General features: G+C 70.1%; 13 protein-coding genes. 7 read left to right on the top strand and 6 right to left on the bottom strand.

Annotation, left to right across the window (positions count from 1 at the left end; genetic code table 11):
• The first annotated feature begins 89 nt into the window (after nt 1–89).
• The 5 genes from AB0Q90_RS28100 to AB0Q90_RS28120 all read left to right on the top strand — a co-directional run bounded on the left by AB0Q90_RS28100 (nt 90) and on the right by AB0Q90_RS28120 (nt 5317).
• Nucleotides 90–1064: an MraY family glycosyltransferase gene (locus tag AB0Q90_RS28100; protein WP_363161137.1), complete on the top strand. Its 975-nt coding sequence runs from the start codon at nt 90–92 to the stop codon at nt 1062–1064.
• A 94-nt stretch (nt 1065–1158) separates the two neighbouring features.
• On the top strand, nt 1159–2997 hold the full coding sequence (dnaK, locus tag AB0Q90_RS28105; protein ID WP_363161136.1) for a molecular chaperone DnaK: 1839 nt from the start codon (nt 1159–1161) through the stop codon (nt 2995–2997).
• On the top strand, nt 2994–3647 hold the full coding sequence (gene grpE, locus AB0Q90_RS28110) for a nucleotide exchange factor GrpE (RefSeq protein WP_363161135.1): 654 nt from the start codon (nt 2994–2996) through the stop codon (nt 3645–3647). The genes dnaK and grpE overlap by 4 nt, the downstream gene beginning before the upstream one ends.
• A 36-nt stretch (nt 3648–3683) precedes the next feature.
• Nucleotides 3684–4862 (top strand): molecular chaperone DnaJ, encoded by a 1179-nt coding sequence (dnaJ, locus tag AB0Q90_RS28115; protein WP_363161134.1) that lies wholly within the window; start codon nt 3684–3686, stop codon nt 4860–4862.
• A gap of 5 nt (nt 4863–4867) precedes the next feature.
• Entirely contained in the window at nt 4868–5317 is a 450-nt protein-coding gene (locus tag AB0Q90_RS28120; protein WP_363161133.1) for a helix-turn-helix domain-containing protein, read from the top strand.
• Nucleotides 5318–5371: 54 nt separating this feature from the next.
• Here the strand turns inward: AB0Q90_RS28120 and AB0Q90_RS28125 are convergent, their stop codons facing one another.
• A complete protein-coding gene (locus tag AB0Q90_RS28125; RefSeq protein ID WP_363161132.1) occupies nt 5372–7072 on the bottom strand; it encodes a PA14 domain-containing protein in 1701 nt (566 codons plus the stop codon).
• 297 nt (nt 7073–7369) lie between these two features.
• Here AB0Q90_RS28125 and AB0Q90_RS28130 point away from each other — a divergent pair, with 297 nt between their 5' ends.
• Nucleotides 7370–8473: a substrate-binding domain-containing protein gene (locus AB0Q90_RS28130; protein WP_363161131.1), complete on the top strand. Its 1104-nt coding sequence runs from the start codon at nt 7370–7372 to the stop codon at nt 8471–8473.
• A 37-nt stretch (nt 8474–8510) separates the two neighbouring features.
• Here AB0Q90_RS28130 and AB0Q90_RS28135 read toward each other — a convergent pair whose 3' ends face one another.
• From AB0Q90_RS28135 to AB0Q90_RS28145, 3 genes are read right to left on the bottom strand one after another with little or no spacing between them, the layout of a single operon-like run.
• Nucleotides 8511–9353: a transglutaminase family protein gene (locus AB0Q90_RS28135; protein WP_363161130.1), complete on the bottom strand. Its 843-nt coding sequence runs from the start codon at nt 9351–9353 to the stop codon at nt 8511–8513.
• 1 nt (nt 9354) lies between these two features.
• On the bottom strand, nt 9355–10287 hold the full coding sequence (locus AB0Q90_RS28140; protein ID WP_363161129.1) for an alpha-E domain-containing protein: 933 nt from the start codon (nt 10285–10287) through the stop codon (nt 9355–9357).
• Complete coding sequence (locus AB0Q90_RS28145) at nt 10284–11825, bottom strand: circularly permuted type 2 ATP-grasp protein (RefSeq protein ID WP_363161128.1); 1542 nt, start codon at nt 11823–11825, stop codon at nt 10284–10286. Before AB0Q90_RS28145 ends, AB0Q90_RS28140 begins: the two co-directional genes overlap by 4 nt.
• 246 nt (nt 11826–12071) lie before the next feature.
• Here AB0Q90_RS28145 and AB0Q90_RS28150 point away from each other — a divergent pair, with 246 nt between their 5' ends.
• Nucleotides 12072–13094, top strand: a complete 1023-nt coding sequence (locus AB0Q90_RS28150) for a LuxR C-terminal-related transcriptional regulator (protein ID WP_363161127.1) — start codon at nt 12072–12074, stop codon at nt 13092–13094.
• On the opposite strand, the gene AB0Q90_RS28155 is transcribed toward AB0Q90_RS28150, so the two are convergent.
• Both AB0Q90_RS28155 and AB0Q90_RS28160 read right to left on the bottom strand, forming a co-directional pair.
• Nucleotides 13057–14046, bottom strand: a complete 990-nt coding sequence (locus tag AB0Q90_RS28155) for a LuxR C-terminal-related transcriptional regulator (RefSeq protein WP_363161126.1) — start codon at nt 14044–14046, stop codon at nt 13057–13059. The two genes, AB0Q90_RS28150 and AB0Q90_RS28155, sit on opposite strands and share 38 nt — an antisense overlap.
• Nucleotides 14043–15029: a helix-turn-helix transcriptional regulator gene (locus tag AB0Q90_RS28160; protein WP_363161177.1), complete on the bottom strand. Its 987-nt coding sequence runs from the start codon at nt 15027–15029 to the stop codon at nt 14043–14045. The genes AB0Q90_RS28155 and AB0Q90_RS28160 overlap by 4 nt, the downstream gene beginning before the upstream one ends.
• Between the last annotated feature and the right edge of the window lie 290 nt (nt 15030–15319).

The raw sequence follows: 15319 nt of genomic DNA on the forward strand, positions 1-15319 counted from the left end.
CGCGGGGTGATCTGAGTCGCTGAGGGTTGCCTTAAGAGCTGAACGTGTTATTGCTACGAAATTGGTACATTTGCGCCTACTTTAGACCCGTGCTCTACGGGATCGCCGCGGCCGTTGCCGCTCTCCTTCTCTCCGCCGTCCTGGCCGCCCTGCTGCGGACCCCCGCCCTGCGCCGCGGCGTCCTCGACCGCCGACGCCACCGGAAGGTGCCGCTCGCCGGTGGCGCGGCCGTGGCCCTGACGGTCTGCCTGGTCGCCGCGGCGGGCCACTGGACGGACATCGCCCCGCTCGGCGAGGGCGGCCTCGCCCTGCTCACCGCCGGCGCCGCCGTGGCGCTCCTCGGCCTCGTCGCCGACCTCCGCCGCGTCAAGGCGCGGTTCCTCGCCGGCGGTACGGCCGTGGCGGCGGCCTGCGTGGTGCCGTACGAGGAGACGGGCGTCGTGGGCGGGCTGCTCGCCGTCGGGTGGGTCGTCCTCGTCACCCTCGGTTTCCGTGCGCTGGATCACGCCGACGCCCTCGCCGGGACCGTCGGGGTCGTCACCGCCTTCGGGGTCGGCGCGTGCGCGGCGGCGGAGGTGCTGGACGGGCTCGCGGTGCTGCTGAGCGTGCTGGCCGCCGCGCTGACCGGGTTCCTGATGCACAACTGGCATCCCGCGCGCGTGGGGCTCGGTGCGTGCGGGGCGATGTTCACCGGGTTCGTGCTCGCGTCCGCGGCCGTGGCGGTCCGCGCCGGATACGGCTTCGCCTCCACCACGGCGGTGCTGTTCGGGCTGACCGCCGTGGTGGCCGCCGACGTCCTCCTCGTCGCCCTGACCCGGGGCGGCGGCCCCCGTCATCTCGCCCACCGGCTGCGCCGGCTCGGGCTGACCCCGCAGGGCGGCACCGTCGTCCTCGGTGCGGGGGCGTTCGGGGGAGTGGTCGTCGCCGTGTTCGTGCATCTGGGGTGGGTCGCGGGATCGGGGGTTCTCTGGGTGGCCGCGGGTGCCCTGGCCGGCGTACTAGCGCTCCTGCGGGTCAAGCCGTCTTCGCAGGTCAGAGGCCAGTTGCGCGTAAGGAACGGATAAGAGTTGAGCGTCACAGACTCAGGTCTGTTGACCGAGCGCGGGGCCTCATGCACACTTGAGTCCGTTCCACTCAAGTCAGCTGGAGGAATCAACCATGGCACGTGCGGTCGGCATCGACCTGGGCACGACTAACTCCGTCGTCAGCGTTCTGGAGGGCGGCGAGCCCACCGTCATCACCAACGCCGAGGGCGCCAGGACCACGCCGTCCGTCGTCGCCTTCGCGAAGAACGGTGAGGTGCTGGTCGGCGAGGTCGCCAAGCGCCAGGCGGTCACGAACGTGGACCGGACCATCCGCTCGGTCAAGCGCCACATGGGCACCGACTGGAAGGTCGAGCTCGACGGGAAGCCCTTCAACCCGCAGCAGATGTCCGCGTTCATCCTGCAGAAGCTGAAGCGCGACGCCGAGGCGTACCTGGGCGAGAAGGTGACCGACGCGGTCATCACCGTCCCGGCCTACTTCAACGACTCCGAGCGCCAGGCGACGAAGGAGGCCGGCGAGATCGCCGGTCTGAACGTCCTTCGCATCGTCAACGAGCCCACCGCGGCCGCGCTCGCCTACGGCCTCGACAAGGACGACCAGACGATCCTCGTCTTCGACCTCGGTGGCGGCACCTTCGACGTGTCCCTCCTGGAGATCGGCGACGGCGTCGTCGAGGTGAAGGCCACCAACGGTGACAACCACCTCGGTGGTGACGACTGGGACCAGCGCGTCGTCGACTACCTGGTGAAGCAGTTCGCCAGCGGCCACGGCGTGGACCTCGGCAAGGACAAGATGGCGCTCCAGCGCCTGCGCGAGGCCGCCGAGAAGGCGAAGATCGAGCTGTCCTCGTCCACCGAGACCTCGATCAACCTCCCCTACATCACCGCCTCCGCCGAGGGCCCCCTGCACCTCGACGAGAAGCTCACCCGCGCCCAGTTCCAGCAGCTGACCGCGGACCTGCTGGAGCGCTGCAAGACGCCGTTCCACAACGTCATCAAGGACGCCGGCATCTCCATCAACGAGATCGACCACGTCGTCCTCGTCGGCGGCTCCACCCGTATGCCCGCCGTCGCCGAGCTGGTGCGCGAGCTGACCGGCGGCAAGGACGCCAACAAGGGCGTCAACCCGGACGAGGTCGTCGCCATCGGCGCCGCCCTCCAGGCCGGTGTCCTCAAGGGTGAGGTCAAGGACGTCCTGCTCCTCGACGTGACCCCGCTGTCCCTCGGTATCGAGACCAAGGGCGGCATCATGACCAAGCTGATCGAGCGCAACACCACGATCCCGACCAAGCGGTCCGAGATCTTCACGACGGCCGAGGACAACCAGCCGTCCGTGCAGATCCAGGTCTACCAGGGCGAGCGCGAGATCGCGGCGTACAACAAGAAGCTCGGGATGTTCGAGCTGACCGGTCTGCCGCCGGCCCCGCGCGGTGTCCCGCAGATCGAGGTCGCCTTCGACATCGACGCCAACGGCATCATGCACGTGACCGCGAAGGACCTGGGCACGGGCAAGGAGCAGAAGATGACCGTCACCGGTGGCTCCTCGCTGCCGAAGGACGAGGTCAACCGGATGCGCGAAGAGGCCGAGAAGTACGCGGAGGAGGACCACGCCCGCCGCGAGGCCGCCGAGACCCGCAACCAGGGCGAGCAGCTCGTCTACCAGACCGAGAAGTTCCTCAAGGACAACGAGGACAAGGTCCCGGGCGAGATCAAGACCGAGGTCGAGGGCGCCGTCGAGGAGCTCAAGGCCGCGCTCAAGGGCGAGGACACCGCCGAGATCCGCACCGCCACCGAGAAGGTCGCGGCCGTCTCGCAGAAGCTCGGCCAGGCGATGTACGCCGACGCCCAGGGCGCCCAGGCCGCCGGCGGTGCCGGTGCCGAGGCCCCGAAGGCCGACGACGACGTCGTGGACGCCGAGATCGTGGACGACGAGCGCAAGGACGGTGCCGCGTGACGGAGGAGACCCCGGGCTTCGAGGAGAAGCCCGACGTCCCCTCCGGCGCGACCCCCGACGACGCCGAGTCGAAGGCCGCACCCTCGTCGAACGGCGAGGGGGCGGCCCCGGCCGGGGACGGCAACGTAGACGCGGCCCTGGTGGCCCAGCTGGACCAGGTGCGTACGGCGCTCGCCGAGCGCACGGCGGACCTCCAGCGGCTCCAGGCCGAGTACCAGAACTACCGCCGCCGCGTGGAGCGCGACCGGATCACGGTCAGGGAGATCGCCATCGCGAACCTCCTGACCGAGCTCCTGCCCGTGCTCGACGACATCGGCCGCGCGCGGGAACACGGCGAGCTCGTGGGCGGGTTCAAGTCGGTCGCGGAATCCTTGGAGACCGTGGCCGCCAAGATGGGCCTGCAGCAGTTCGGCAAGGAGGGCGAGCCCTTCGACCCGACGATCCACGAGGCGCTGATGCACTCGTACGCGCCGGACGTCACCGAGACGACCTGCGTCGCGATCCTCCAGCCGGGGTATCGCATCGGCGAGCGCACCATCCGCCCCGCGCGGGTGGCCGTCGCCGAACCGCAGCCGGGCGCGCAGACGGTGAAGGCCGAGGAGGCGTCCGAGGCCGCCGAGGAGAAGGACAACAGCTCTGAAGAGGGCTGACGTCGTCATCATTGACCGGGAGGAGGGACGTCGGGGATGAGCACCAAGGACTTCATCGAGAAGGACTACTACAAGGTCCTCGGCGTCCCCAAGGACGCCACCGAGGCCGAGATCAAGAAGGCGTACCGGAAGCTCGCCCGCGAGTTCCACCCGGACGCCAACAAGGGCAACGCCAAGGCGGAGGAGCGCTTCAAGGAGATCTCCGAGGCGAACGACGTCCTCGGTGACCCCAAGAAGCGCAAGGAGTACGACGAGGCCCGCGCCCTCTTCGGCAACGGCGGCTTCCGCCCGGGGCCGGGCGCGGGCGGCGGCTCCTTCAACTTCGACCTGGGCGACCTCTTCGGAGGCGGCGCCCAGGGCCAGGGCGGAACCGGCGGCTTCGGCGGCGGAATCGGTGACGTCTTCGGGGGCCTGTTCAACCGCGGCAGCTCCGGCACCACGCGTGTGCAGCCGCGGCGCGGCCAGGACATCGACACCGAGGTCACCCTCAGCTTCACCGAGGCGATCGAGGGGGCGACGGTCCCGCTGCGGATGTCCTCGCAGGCGCCGTGCAAGGCCTGCTCGGGCACCGGCGACAAGAACGGCAACCCGCGGGTCTGCCCGACCTGCGTCGGCACCGGCCAGGTGGCGCGCGGGTCCGGCGGAGGCTTCTCCCTGACCGACCCCTGCCCGGACTGCAAGGGCCGCGGACTGATCGCGGAGGACCCCTGCGAGGTCTGCAAGGGCAGCGGACGCGCGAAGTCCTCCCGGACGATGCAGGTCCGCATCCCGGCCGGGGTCTCGGACAACCAGCGCATCCGGCTGCGCGGCAAGGGCGCACCCGGCGAGCGGGGCGGCCAGGCCGGCGACCTGTACGTCACGGTGCATGTGGACGCCCACCCCGTGTTCGGCCGCAAGGACGACAACCTCACGGTGACCGTCCCGGTGACGTTCGCGGAGGCGGCCCTCGGCGGCGAGGTCAGGGTCCCGACCCTGGGCGGCCCGCCGGTCACCCTGAAACTCCCGCCCGGCACCCCCAACGGCCGCACCATGCGCGCCCGGGGCAAGGGCGCGGTCCGCAAGGACGGCACCCGCGGCGACCTGCTGGTCACCGTGGAGGTGAGTGTCCCCAAGGACCTGACGGGGAAGGCTCGTGACGCCCTGGAGGCGTATCGCGAGGCGACCGTGGACGAGGATCCGCGGGCGGAGCTGTTCCAGGCCGCGAAGGGAGCATGAGTCAGATGGACGGTCGTCGACGCAACCCGTATGAACTGACCGAGGAGACCCCGGTCTACGTCATCTCGGTGGCGGCCCAGCTCTCCGGCCTGCACCCGCAGACGCTGCGCCAGTACGACCGCCTGGGCCTGGTGTCTCCGGACCGCACCGCCGGACGGGGCCGCCGCTACTCGGCCCGCGACATCGAACTGCTGCGCACCGTCCAGCAGTTGTCGCAGGACGAGGGCATCAACCTGGCCGGCATCAAGCGGATCATCGAGCTGGAGAACCAGGTCGCTGCCCTGCAGTCCCGCGTCGCGGAACTCCAGTCGGCCCTGGAGGGCGCGGCGACCGCGATGCAGCAGCGCGAGGCGGCGGTGCACGCGTCGTACCGCCGCGACCTGGTCCCGTACCAGGAGGTCCAGCAGACCAGCGCGCTGGTGGTGTGGCGGCCGAAGCGGCAGCAGAACGACTGACGCGCGCGGACATACGGAAGGGGCCCGGAGGAATCTCCGGGCCCCTTCCGGCGTCTACGGCGTGGTGACCGCCGAATCGCCCGCCGGCACGGACTCCGTGCCGTCCGCCATGACGGCCGTGACCCAGTAGTGCGACGTGGTCCCGCGCGGGACGCCGGTGTCGCGGTACAGAGTGACGTCGGCGCCGACGTCGGCGATCTTCTCGTATGCGCCGCTGTCCGCGTTCCAGCGGTAGACGCGGTAGCCGGTCGCGTCAGCGGGCCCGTACCACTTGAGCTCGTTGCCCTCGTCGCCCTCGGCCGCGGTCACCTCAAGGGAGACCGGCGAACCCTCGGGCGTCGCCACGCTCGGCGTCATGTCCAGCTCGGTCGCCACGACGATCTGGGCCTCGCCGGTCCACTTGAAGGAGGAGTTCCAGGCGTCGTCGACGGAGTCGACGACGAAGCAGGACTCCTCTCCGTCCGGGACGGTGGGGTAGGCGTAGGAGGTGGTGTCGGCGGACACGTAGAAGCCCGGGTAGAGGGAGCACACCTGCTCCTCCTCGTCGCCCCACAGCTCGCCCCGACGCACCACGTAACGCGCCAGGTCGGGCGTCGGATTGGCGTCCCAGGACACCTGGAAGCCGTACTCCGTCGGGACGACGGTCACCCCGGTCACGGCGGACGGCGGGGTGAGGTCGGCGCGCTTGCCGCTGACGTAGGCGGACTTCACGGACTCGTTGCCCGCCGCGTCGAGGGAGGTCACCCGGTAGTAGTAGGTGCTGTCCTCGACGGCCGAGGCGTCCACGTAGCTGTCCTCGGTGGTGCTGCCCACCCGCGTGTACGTCCCGTCCGCGGTCGCCGACCGGTACACCCGGTACGACGCCGCATCCTCGACCGCGCCCCAGCCCAGCCACAGGCCGTCCGGGTCGGAGTCGGTCTTCAGCCCGCCGGGTGCGCCGAGTGCGGTGCGGTCGGCGGTGGTGACGGGCAGACTCGCCGTCAGCGGCGACAGGTTGCCGGCCTTGTCGTAGGCGCGGACCGCGTACTCGAATGCCTCGCCGGTCACCGGGAGGGTGGTGTCGGTGTACGAGGTGGAGGTCGTCGTGGCGAGCCGTGTCCAGGTGCTGGTGTCCTTGGCCCGCCGGTAGACCCGATACCCGGCGAGGTCCATCTCCTTGTTCTTCGCCCAGGTGGCCGTGGCCTTGCCGGTGGCCGAGTCGTATGTGACAACCGCCCCGGTCGGGGTGAGCGGCTTGACCGTGTCGACGCTCGCCGAAGTGCGCGGCGTGTACGCGAACTTGACCTTGGCTGCGCCGGTCCAGTTGACGTAGTCGATGCGCAGGGTGTGCTTGCCCGGAGGGATCGTGACGTTGACGGTCTTGGAGACGGTCGTGGTCGTGTTCGTCCACAGGTTGATCTTGCGGGCGTTCTCGGTGCCGGGGTCGAGGTAGACGCGGATGCCGTCGAGGCCGGAGGCGGCGAGGGTGAAGGGGCCGCCGGAGCCGAAGTCGCGGGTCACGGTCCAGCGGACGCCGAAGTTGTTCGTCGGCAGGCCGGTGGCGGGGGCGCCGGTCCCCCAGTCCTGGTTGACGGCGCTGTCGCAGTCCGTCTTCTTCGGGGTGCCGGAGAAGGTGGTGTTCGCGTAGAACGTCCGCTTGAAGACGGGGGAGGTGCAGGTGGTTGCCGCGGTGGCGGGGGCGGCGATCGCGGTGAGCAGACCGCCTGCGGCGGCGAGCACGAGGGTTGCGGCCGTCGTGCTTCTGGCTGGGTTCATTCGGTCCTCTGAGTCGTGCGGGCACAGCTGTGCGAGAGCTGTCGTGATCACGACTCGCGAGGAAAGAAGTTGGTTGTACGGATCTCGCCACCGCGATGCGTCAGCGGCGCGTGGAGGGTCCGTAAAGGGTGCTTGTAGGTGATTCCGCCAGGCCTTCACAGGCCAAGCGGAGCGTGGTGTTGCGGACTCGTTAAGTGATTCCGCTTGACGCTGGGGGGCGCCGCCGCGTTGGCTTTTCAGTCACCGGGGTCGCATAGTTGCGCCCGCGTCCCGAAGGCACCAGAAGTGAGTTCCCCAATGCGTCGTATCGCCATATCCGTGGCCGCGTCCTCGATGGCCCTGTCGCTGTCCGCCTGCGGAGCGCTCGGCGTGACAGGGGACAGTGCCGACGCGAGCCCGACCAAGGGCAACGACATCACGCTGGGCCTGTTGCTGCCGGAGAAGGCGAACACCAGGTACGACAAGTTCGACCACCCCATCATCGCGAAGAAGGTCGCCGAACTCACCGACGAGCAGGGCAAGGTCGTCTACGCCAACGCCGACGCGGACGCCAGTGAGCAGAGCCGGCAGATGCAGAAGATGATCGACGACAAGGTCGACGTCATCCTGCTGGACGCCGTGGACTCCAACGCCATCGCGAGCAGCGTGGAGAAGGCCAAGGACGCCGGTATCCCGGTCATCGCCTACGACCGGCTCGCCGAGGGCCCGATCGACGCGTACATCTCCTTCGACAACGAGCTCGTCGGTGAGGTGCAGGGGCGCTCCCTGATGGAGGCGTTGGGCGAGGACGTCGACACCGCCACCAAGATCGTCATGATGAACGGCTCGCCGACCGACCCGAACGCCAAGCAGTTCAAGGCGGGCGCGCTGAACGAGCTCAACGGCCAGGTGACGATCGCCAAGACCTTCGACACCAAGGACTGGAAGCCGGAGAACGCCCAGGCCAACATGGTCGAGGCGATCAACGAGATCGGCGTCGACAACATCGCGGGCGTCTACTCCGCCAACGACGGCATGGCCGGCGGCGTCATCAAGGCCCTGGAGGCCGCGGGCGTCACCGAGCTGCCGCCGATCACCGGCCAGGACGCCGAACTGGACGCCGTGCAGCGGATCGTCACGGGCGAGCAGTACATGAGCGTCTACAAGTCGTACCCGGAGGAGGCCGAGGCCGCCGCCGAGATGGCCGTGGCCAAGGTCCAGGGCAAGAACCTGAAGTTCGACTCCCTCACCGCCGACCGCGTCGACAGCCCCACCACCGAGGACATCCCGGCCCAGCTGGTTCCGGTGGTCGCCCTGACGACGGAGAACATCAGGGACACCGTCATCAACGACGGCATCTACAAGCTGTCCGAGATCTGCACGGCCAAGCTCAAGGACGAGTGCAACGCGGCAGGGCTGTAGGGAGAGGGGAGCCGTCGGGCTCCCCTCCCTTTCCTTTTCATCCCACCCGTGTGAACTCCACCGTCACCTCCGGCGGTCCGCCCGCCACCCCGCGGTAGATGCCCTTGTGCGGGGTGACGTCGTCGTAGTCGCGTCCCCGTCCCACGACCACGTGCGACTCGTCGGCCGGGGTGCGGTTGGTCGGGTCGTAGCCGCACCAGTCGCCCGCCCAGTACTCGATCCAGGCGTGGCTCTGGCCCGCGACCGGGCGGTGCAGCTCCGCCTCCCGCTCGGGGTGCAGATAGCCGGAGACATAGCGCGTGGGCAGGCCCAGGCCGCGCAGCAGGGCGATGGTGAGGTGGGCGATGTCCTGGCAGACGCCCGCGCCCTGCTCCCAGGCCTCGGCGGCCGAGGTGTTCACGCCCGTGGCGCCGGGGAGGTAGCCGACCCGGTCGGCGACCAGGGACGAGACCGCGACCGCCGTCCCGTGCGGGTCAAGGCCGGCCGCCGCCTCCCGGGCCGTGTCGACCAGCGCGGCCGGAACCGTCGTACGCGGGGTGGCGCCCGAGAACTCCAGCAGGCGGGAGTTGGTGACCCGTTCGGCCACCTCCGCCCAGCCGGGCGCCTCGGGCAGCGGGCCCGGCGGGTGGGTCTCGACCAGGCTGGAGGCCGTGATGGTGAGGTCGCCGTGCGGGTCCATCAGATCGAAGCCGGTGACCTGCGTGCCCCAGTAGTCCCAGTACGACCAGGTCGCCGCCGCCGGACTGACGGTGACCCGGGCGTCCAGGGTGGTCTGGCCGGGCAGCGTCAGCGGGGTCATGCGCACCTCGTTGTGCGAGGAGGCGGCCGGCTGGGCGTACGAGACCTGGGTGATGTGTCTGATGCGGAGCCTGCGCGTCATCTCACGCTCCTTCCTGGGCCCACTCAACGGGCCCCTGGTACGGGAAGAACTGCTCCGCCACCGCCTCCGCCGAGGCCATGCAGGACTGCTGCAAGTCCCTCAGCAGCGGTGGGAGCTGGTCCTCCAGGGCCTGTGAGTCGAGGTATTCGAGGCGGGTGCGCATCCGGCCGATCGGGCGGCGGGCCGGGTCCTGGCGGGGCCGGCCGAGCGCGGCCAGGCACTCCTCCGCCGTGGTCAGCGCGTGCAGCGCCGAGCGCGGGAAGTCCCGGTCCAGGAGCAGGAACTCGGCCACCCGCGGGCTGTCGCCGAAACCGCCGTACACGCGCGCGTACGCCTCGTCGGCGCCGGACGCGCTGAGCAGGGTGGGCCAGTCGGGCGCGTGGGCGGCGTCCAGGACGCGCACCGACAGCAGCCGTACGGTCATGTCCACCCGTTCCAGGCTCCGGCCGAGGACGACGAAGCGCCAGCTGTCGTCGCGGCTCATGGTGGAGTCGGCGAGCCCGAAGAAGAGGGCGGCGCGGCGGCGGACGAGCTCCAGATAGGCGTAGGGGCCGGTACGGCGGGCCGCGAGGCGCTGGTCGGCGAGGGCGTGCCAGGTGGAGTTGAGGCACTCCCACATCTCCGAGGAGACCGCCTCACGGGCGCTGCGCGCGTTCAGCCGGGCGGCGCCCAGGGCGCCCTCGATCGAGGTCGTCGAGCGGGCGTCGAAGGCCAGTTGGTCCAGCACCTGCTGCATGTCGACGCGCGCGCCGCCCGCGTCCATGCCGAGGATCGCGTACAGCGACCGGCAGGCCACGTCCTCGTCGCGCCAGGGGTCCTCCAGCATGCGGTGCAGATAGGCGTCGAGGATGCGGCCCGTGGCGTCGGCCCGCTCCACGTACCGCCCGGTCCAGGTCAGGGCCTCCGCTATCCGGGAGAGGATCACGTCGTTCACTGCTGCTGCACCCCTTCCTGTACGACGGTGGGGGAGCCGTCGGGGCCGAGCTGACGGGGGGCCACGTCGGGCGGCACGGACGCGGGAGGCGCCGGTCTGCCGGCCGGGCCGTCCGCGAGGACCCAGGTGTCCTTGGAGCCGCCGCCCTGGCTGGAATTGACGATCAGATTGCCCTCCTGGAGGGCGACCCGGGTCAGGCCGCCGGGCAGGACCCACACATCGGAGCCGTCGTTGACGGCGAAGGGCCTGAGGTCGATGTGGCGCGGGGCCATGCGGTCGCCGGCCAGGGTGGGGGAGGTGGACAGGGCGACGGGCCGCTGGGCGATGAACCCGCGCGGGTCGGCGACGAGGGCCCGCCGGGTCCGCTCCAGGGTCTCCTTGTCCGCCTTCGGGCCGATGACGATGCCCTGCCCGCCGGCCCCGTCGACCGGCTTGACGACCAGCTGGTCGAGCTGGTCGAGGACGGCCTCCAACTGGCCCGGCTCGTCGGGGCGGTAGGACTCCACGTTCGGCAGGACCGGTTCCTCGCCGAGGTAGTAGCGGATCAGGTCCGGGACGTAGGTGTACAGGAGCTTGTCGTCGGCGATGCCGTTGCCGACGGCGTTGGCGAGGGTGACGTTTCCGGCCATGGCCGCGCCGAGGATCCCCGGGCAGCCGATGACCGAGTCGGGGCGGCAGTGCAGCGGGTCCAGGAAGTCGTCGTCCAGGCGCCGGTATACGACGTGGACGGGCACCTCGCCGCGCGTGGTGCGCATCCACACGCGGTTGCTACGGCACACCAGATCGTGCCCCTCGACCAGCTGCACGCCCATCAGCCGGGCCAGCAGGGCGTGTTCGAAGTAGGCCGCGTTGCTGGGCCCGGGGGTCAGTACGACCACCCGTGGATCCTGTGTCCCGCCGGGGGCGGCGGCGCGCAGGGCCGCGAGCAGCTTCTGCGCGTAGCCGTCGACGGGCAGGACGTGCTGCTCGGTGAAGAGGGAGGGGAAGACCCGGGTCATCGCCCGCCGGTTCTCGATGACGTACGAAACCCCGCTGGGTACACGCACGTTGTCTTCGAGAACCCGGAAGTCCCCTGCCTCGTCCCGCACAAGGTCGATTCCGGCCACGTGGATGCGTACTCCGCCCGGAGGTTCGATTCCGTGGGCGGCCCGGTGGAAGTGCGGGGAGTTGAGCAGCAGCCGCCAGGGCACGACACCGTCCTCGAAGGCGCGGGCGTGCCCGTAGGCGTCGGCGAGGTAGGCCTCCAGGGCTCTGACCCGTTGGCTCACCCCGCGTTGTACGAGATCCCATTCGAGGGCGTCGAGGATTCTGGGCACGAGGTCCAGCGGCCAGGGCCGCTCCTCGCCCGCGAAGGCGTAGGTCACGCCTCGGTCGGTGAAGGCACGCGCCATCTGGTCGGCACGGAAACGGAGTTCACTCGGCTCGATCGGCTCAAGGGCAGCCAGCACCGGCTCATAGGCGGTCCTGACCTCACCCGGCCGCTCGAACATCTCGTCCCACGCGTCGGCCAACGCGTATGCGTCAAATATGTCCGCCATGGCCTGACGTTAGAGGCGGCGCGTAACGCGACGATCACTCGGTGATTTCCGGGAGCTGACGCGGCGGCCCGGGATCTGCCCGGGGCACGGGCCTCAGCTTGCTGAAATGCAGTCGGCGGAGGTGGTGACATAGCGGGACACAGTGGGGCCGAACGGCGTGCAGGGGCGGCCGAGGCGTGTTGCGGACCACGCGCTGTCCGCGCATAGTTGCGCTGCGAGACGCTGAAACCGGGGGTGAAATGGGCGATGGCCGGGCACGGGACGGACGAGCATCCTCATGGTGCTGACCGACTGTGCGAGGCCGGGGATCGGGTGTATTCCCGGGCCGTACGGCGCGGCCGGGTGCCGCGCACGGACGCGGAGGCGGTGCCCTGCCTGCTGGAGCTGGCCCTGCTGCACCCGGACCCCGACGACATGGCCTGGCTGGTCCCGACCTCCCCGCAGGAGGTCATGACGCGCCTGCTGCGCGGCGTGTACGACGAGGTCAGCGCGAGCCAGCGGCGGATGGGCTCGGCGGTCGCGGCCTTCGAGTGGTACGCCGGTCTCGGCACGCAGCCGCGGCACGCCGCCGTGGAGGGCACGGCGATCCGGGTGCTGGACGGGCTGTCCCGGATCCAGGCCGCCATGGACGAGGCGACCGAGGCGTGCCGCACGGAGGTGCTGACCGTGCAGCCGGGCGGCATCCGCCCCGAGCACGAGCTGTCGGAGGGGCTGCACCGGGCGATGGCGCTGCGCGCCCGCGGGGTCCGGATGCGCGACCTGTACACGCATGTGGCGCGGCACGGCCAGGGGCTGCTCAACTACATGGAGCTGATGGGCGAAACGGTCGAGGCGCGCACCCTGGACGAGGTGATCGACCGCCTCATCCTCTTCGACCGCACGGTGGCCTTCATCCCCGCCAACGCGGACCGCACCCTCGCCCTGGAACTGCGCCATCCCGCGCTGGTCCAGTACCTGGTCACGGTCTTCGAACGGCTGTGGCGGCTCGCGATCCCGCTGACGGCACCCCTGCCCGACACAGGGATCGAGGGCATCTCCCACCGCGAGCGCTCCATCGCCGCGCTGCTGGCGGAGGGCCACCAGGACGCGGTGATCGCGGAGCGGCTGGGGATCAGCGTCCGTACGTGCCGTGCGCACATCGCCCGCCTGTCGGAGACCCTGGGCGCGGCCAGCCGTACCCAACTGGGCGTCCGTATCGCGCAGATCGGCCTGGACGGGCCGCCCCGCTCGCTCAGCCTCCCTGATCAAGAACCCCGGACTGTCCGATGAGGTAGCCGAGTTGGGCGCGGCTCTCGCTGCCGAGTGTGGCGGCGAGCTTGGCGATGTGCACGCGGGCGGTGCGGACGTTCATGCCGAGGCGGTCGGCGATGACGGCGTCGGTGTGGCCTTCGACGAGAAGGCGGGCGATGGCGCGCTGGCGCGGGGTGACGCCGTTGAGGGTGGGCTGCTGGACGGCCTCGGGGTACATCGGCGTGGCCAGGTGCCACAGGCGGTCGAAGGTCGTGGCGAAGTAGGAGATCAGGGCCGGGTGGCGGATCTCCAGGGCGTTGGTGCGGTCCTTGTCGGCCGGGATGAACGCCACGGTGCGGTCGACGACGATCAGCCGGTCGGTGACCTCGTCCAGGGTGCGGGCCTCGACATCGCCCGTCAGATGCTCGTAGCGGGCCATGACCTGGGGGGAGTGGCGGAGCGTGTGCGGGTAGAGGGTGCGGATGCGGCCGCCGCGGTCGAGCAGGTCCTGGTCGCGCTTCATGGCCGTGATGTGTGTGTCGGGGCTCGTGTGGGCGCCGTAACTGGTGTGCGGCTGGATGGTGAGCACCTCCTGCGCCGCGTCGGCCATGGCCTCGGTGATGACCTGGTTGATGCGCTGTTTCCCGCCGAGCACCGTGATCAGCGGCGTCTCCGTCTCGGCCGCCCGCCGCCCGTCGATCCGCATCCACGACTGGAACGTCTCCGTCAGCCGCAGCTCCCGCCGGCGCTCGGTGGCGACGCGTTCCGCCGAGGACCGCAGCAGCCGGTGCAGGGCGACGACCGGGGCGACGGGTTCCAGTACGTCCATGTCCTCGACGGTCGGCTGCAACAGCCCGAAGTCGACCAGACAGGGGGCCTCGGCCACGTCCTCGGCGCGTACCGAGCCGTGGCGCAGGGCGCGCTCGTACAGCAGCGCTCCCGGGCCGCACAGCTCCTCCACGGTGTGCTCCGGGTGCGGCGTCCCGCTCATTGCTCGCGGTCCAGGATTCCGGACTGTGCGATGAGGTAGCCGAGCTGGGCGCGGCTGCCGCTGCCGAGGGCGGTGGCGAGCTTGGCGATGTGGGCCCGGCAGGTGCGGACGTTCATACCGAGGCGGCGGGCGATGGCCTCGTCGACGTGGCCTTCGACGAGGAGTTTGGCTATGGAGTGCTGGATTTCCGTGAGGCCGTCGGGCGCCGCTTCGTAGGGAGTTCCGACCTTGAGGGTCACGGCGCGCGTCCACATGAACTCGAAGACCTTGATCAGATAGCGGACCAGGCCGGGGTGCCGGATCTCCAGGGCAACCTGCCGGTCTTCCTGGATGGGGATGAACGCCACGCTCTCGTCGCAGATGATGAGCCGCTCGACGAGTTCGTCGATGGTGCGGATCTCGACCTTGCCGCTGGAGATCATCTGGTCGACGTAGGCCAGGGTCTCGGGGCTGTGCCGCGCGGTGTGCTGGTACAGCGTGCGGAAGCGGACGCCCCGCTCCATCAGCGGTCTGTCGCGCTCCAGCCCTTTGAGGAGGTTCCCCTCCCGGCGGCGGCCCCCCGGCTGCACGGTGAGCACCTCGGTGTGGCACTCGGACGTCGCGCTGTTGAGCGCCTCGTTGATGCGGTCGCGACCCTCCAGCACGGTGATGGAGTGTGTGGCCGTGGCGCCCTGGGCGCTGACGTTCATGAACGGCTCAAAGGCGTCTGCCAGCTGGGTGGACAGGAGCCTGCGGTCGGTGATCTCTCGTTCCAGGGGGTCGAGTCGCTGGGCCAGGGCGACCGAGGGCGGCACCGGCCGCAGCCAGTCGTCGTCGTCGGGGTCGGGGCGCAGAAGGGCGAACTCCAGCAGGCAGGGAGCCGACTCCACGTCCGTGCGAGCAATGCGGCCAGCTCGGAGCGCACCGGTATAAAGACGGGCGCCTTCGGCGCAAAGCTCGGTTATGGCGTGGGGATGCGCCGCTTCTGTACCGTGTGTCCCCATTTTTCCACCCCCCAGGGTCCTGAACATGCAGGAACATGATGCACCGATCGTGTGGCCATGACGTGCCTGAATGAGCCATCGTCTTACTCGACGGGGGAAGAGGGGACCTTCAAGTGAGGACGAAGCCGACTATGCGTAAGAGAATGCTTCGCTCGGTACTTGTTGCCGCCTTCTCCACCGTTGTGGCCTTTGGAGCACTGACTGGCCTCTCGGGTGTGGAGAGCGGTGGGCACGAGGTGGGCGGCGCTCAGACTGTGATCGTCGTGGGTGAGGAAGCGCCGGCCAGCGCT

This window comes from Streptomyces sp. NPDC079141 (genome assembly GCF_040686775.1).
Classification (GTDB): Bacteria; Actinomycetota; Actinomycetes; order Streptomycetales; family Streptomycetaceae; genus Streptomyces.

What these genes read in the sequence shown, in the direction of transcription:
- AB0Q90_RS28160 (WP_363161177.1), bottom strand. Translation starts at nt 15,029, where the DNA reads ATGGGGACACACGGTACAGAAGCGGCGCATCCCCACGCCATAACCGAG.
- AB0Q90_RS28135 (WP_363161130.1), bottom strand. Translation starts at nt 9,353, where the DNA reads ATGACGCGCAGGCTCCGCATCAGACACATCACCCAGGTCTCGTACGCC.
- dnaK (WP_363161136.1), top strand. Translation starts at nt 1,159, where the DNA reads ATGGCACGTGCGGTCGGCATCGACCTGGGCACGACTAACTCCGTCGTC.
- AB0Q90_RS28150 (WP_363161127.1), top strand. Translation starts at nt 12,072, where the DNA reads ATGGCCGGGCACGGGACGGACGAGCATCCTCATGGTGCTGACCGACTG.
- AB0Q90_RS28145 (WP_363161128.1), bottom strand. Translation starts at nt 11,825, where the DNA reads ATGGCGGACATATTTGACGCATACGCGTTGGCCGACGCGTGGGACGAG.
- AB0Q90_RS28155 (WP_363161126.1), bottom strand. Translation starts at nt 14,046, where the DNA reads ATGAGCGGGACGCCGCACCCGGAGCACACCGTGGAGGAGCTGTGCGGC.
- AB0Q90_RS28120 (WP_363161133.1), top strand. Translation starts at nt 4,868, where the DNA reads ATGGACGGTCGTCGACGCAACCCGTATGAACTGACCGAGGAGACCCCG.
- AB0Q90_RS28125 (WP_363161132.1), bottom strand. Translation starts at nt 7,072, where the DNA reads ATGAACCCAGCCAGAAGCACGACGGCCGCAACCCTCGTGCTCGCCGCC.
- AB0Q90_RS28130 (WP_363161131.1), top strand. Translation starts at nt 7,370, where the DNA reads ATGCGTCGTATCGCCATATCCGTGGCCGCGTCCTCGATGGCCCTGTCG.
- dnaJ (WP_363161134.1), top strand. Translation starts at nt 3,684, where the DNA reads ATGAGCACCAAGGACTTCATCGAGAAGGACTACTACAAGGTCCTCGGC.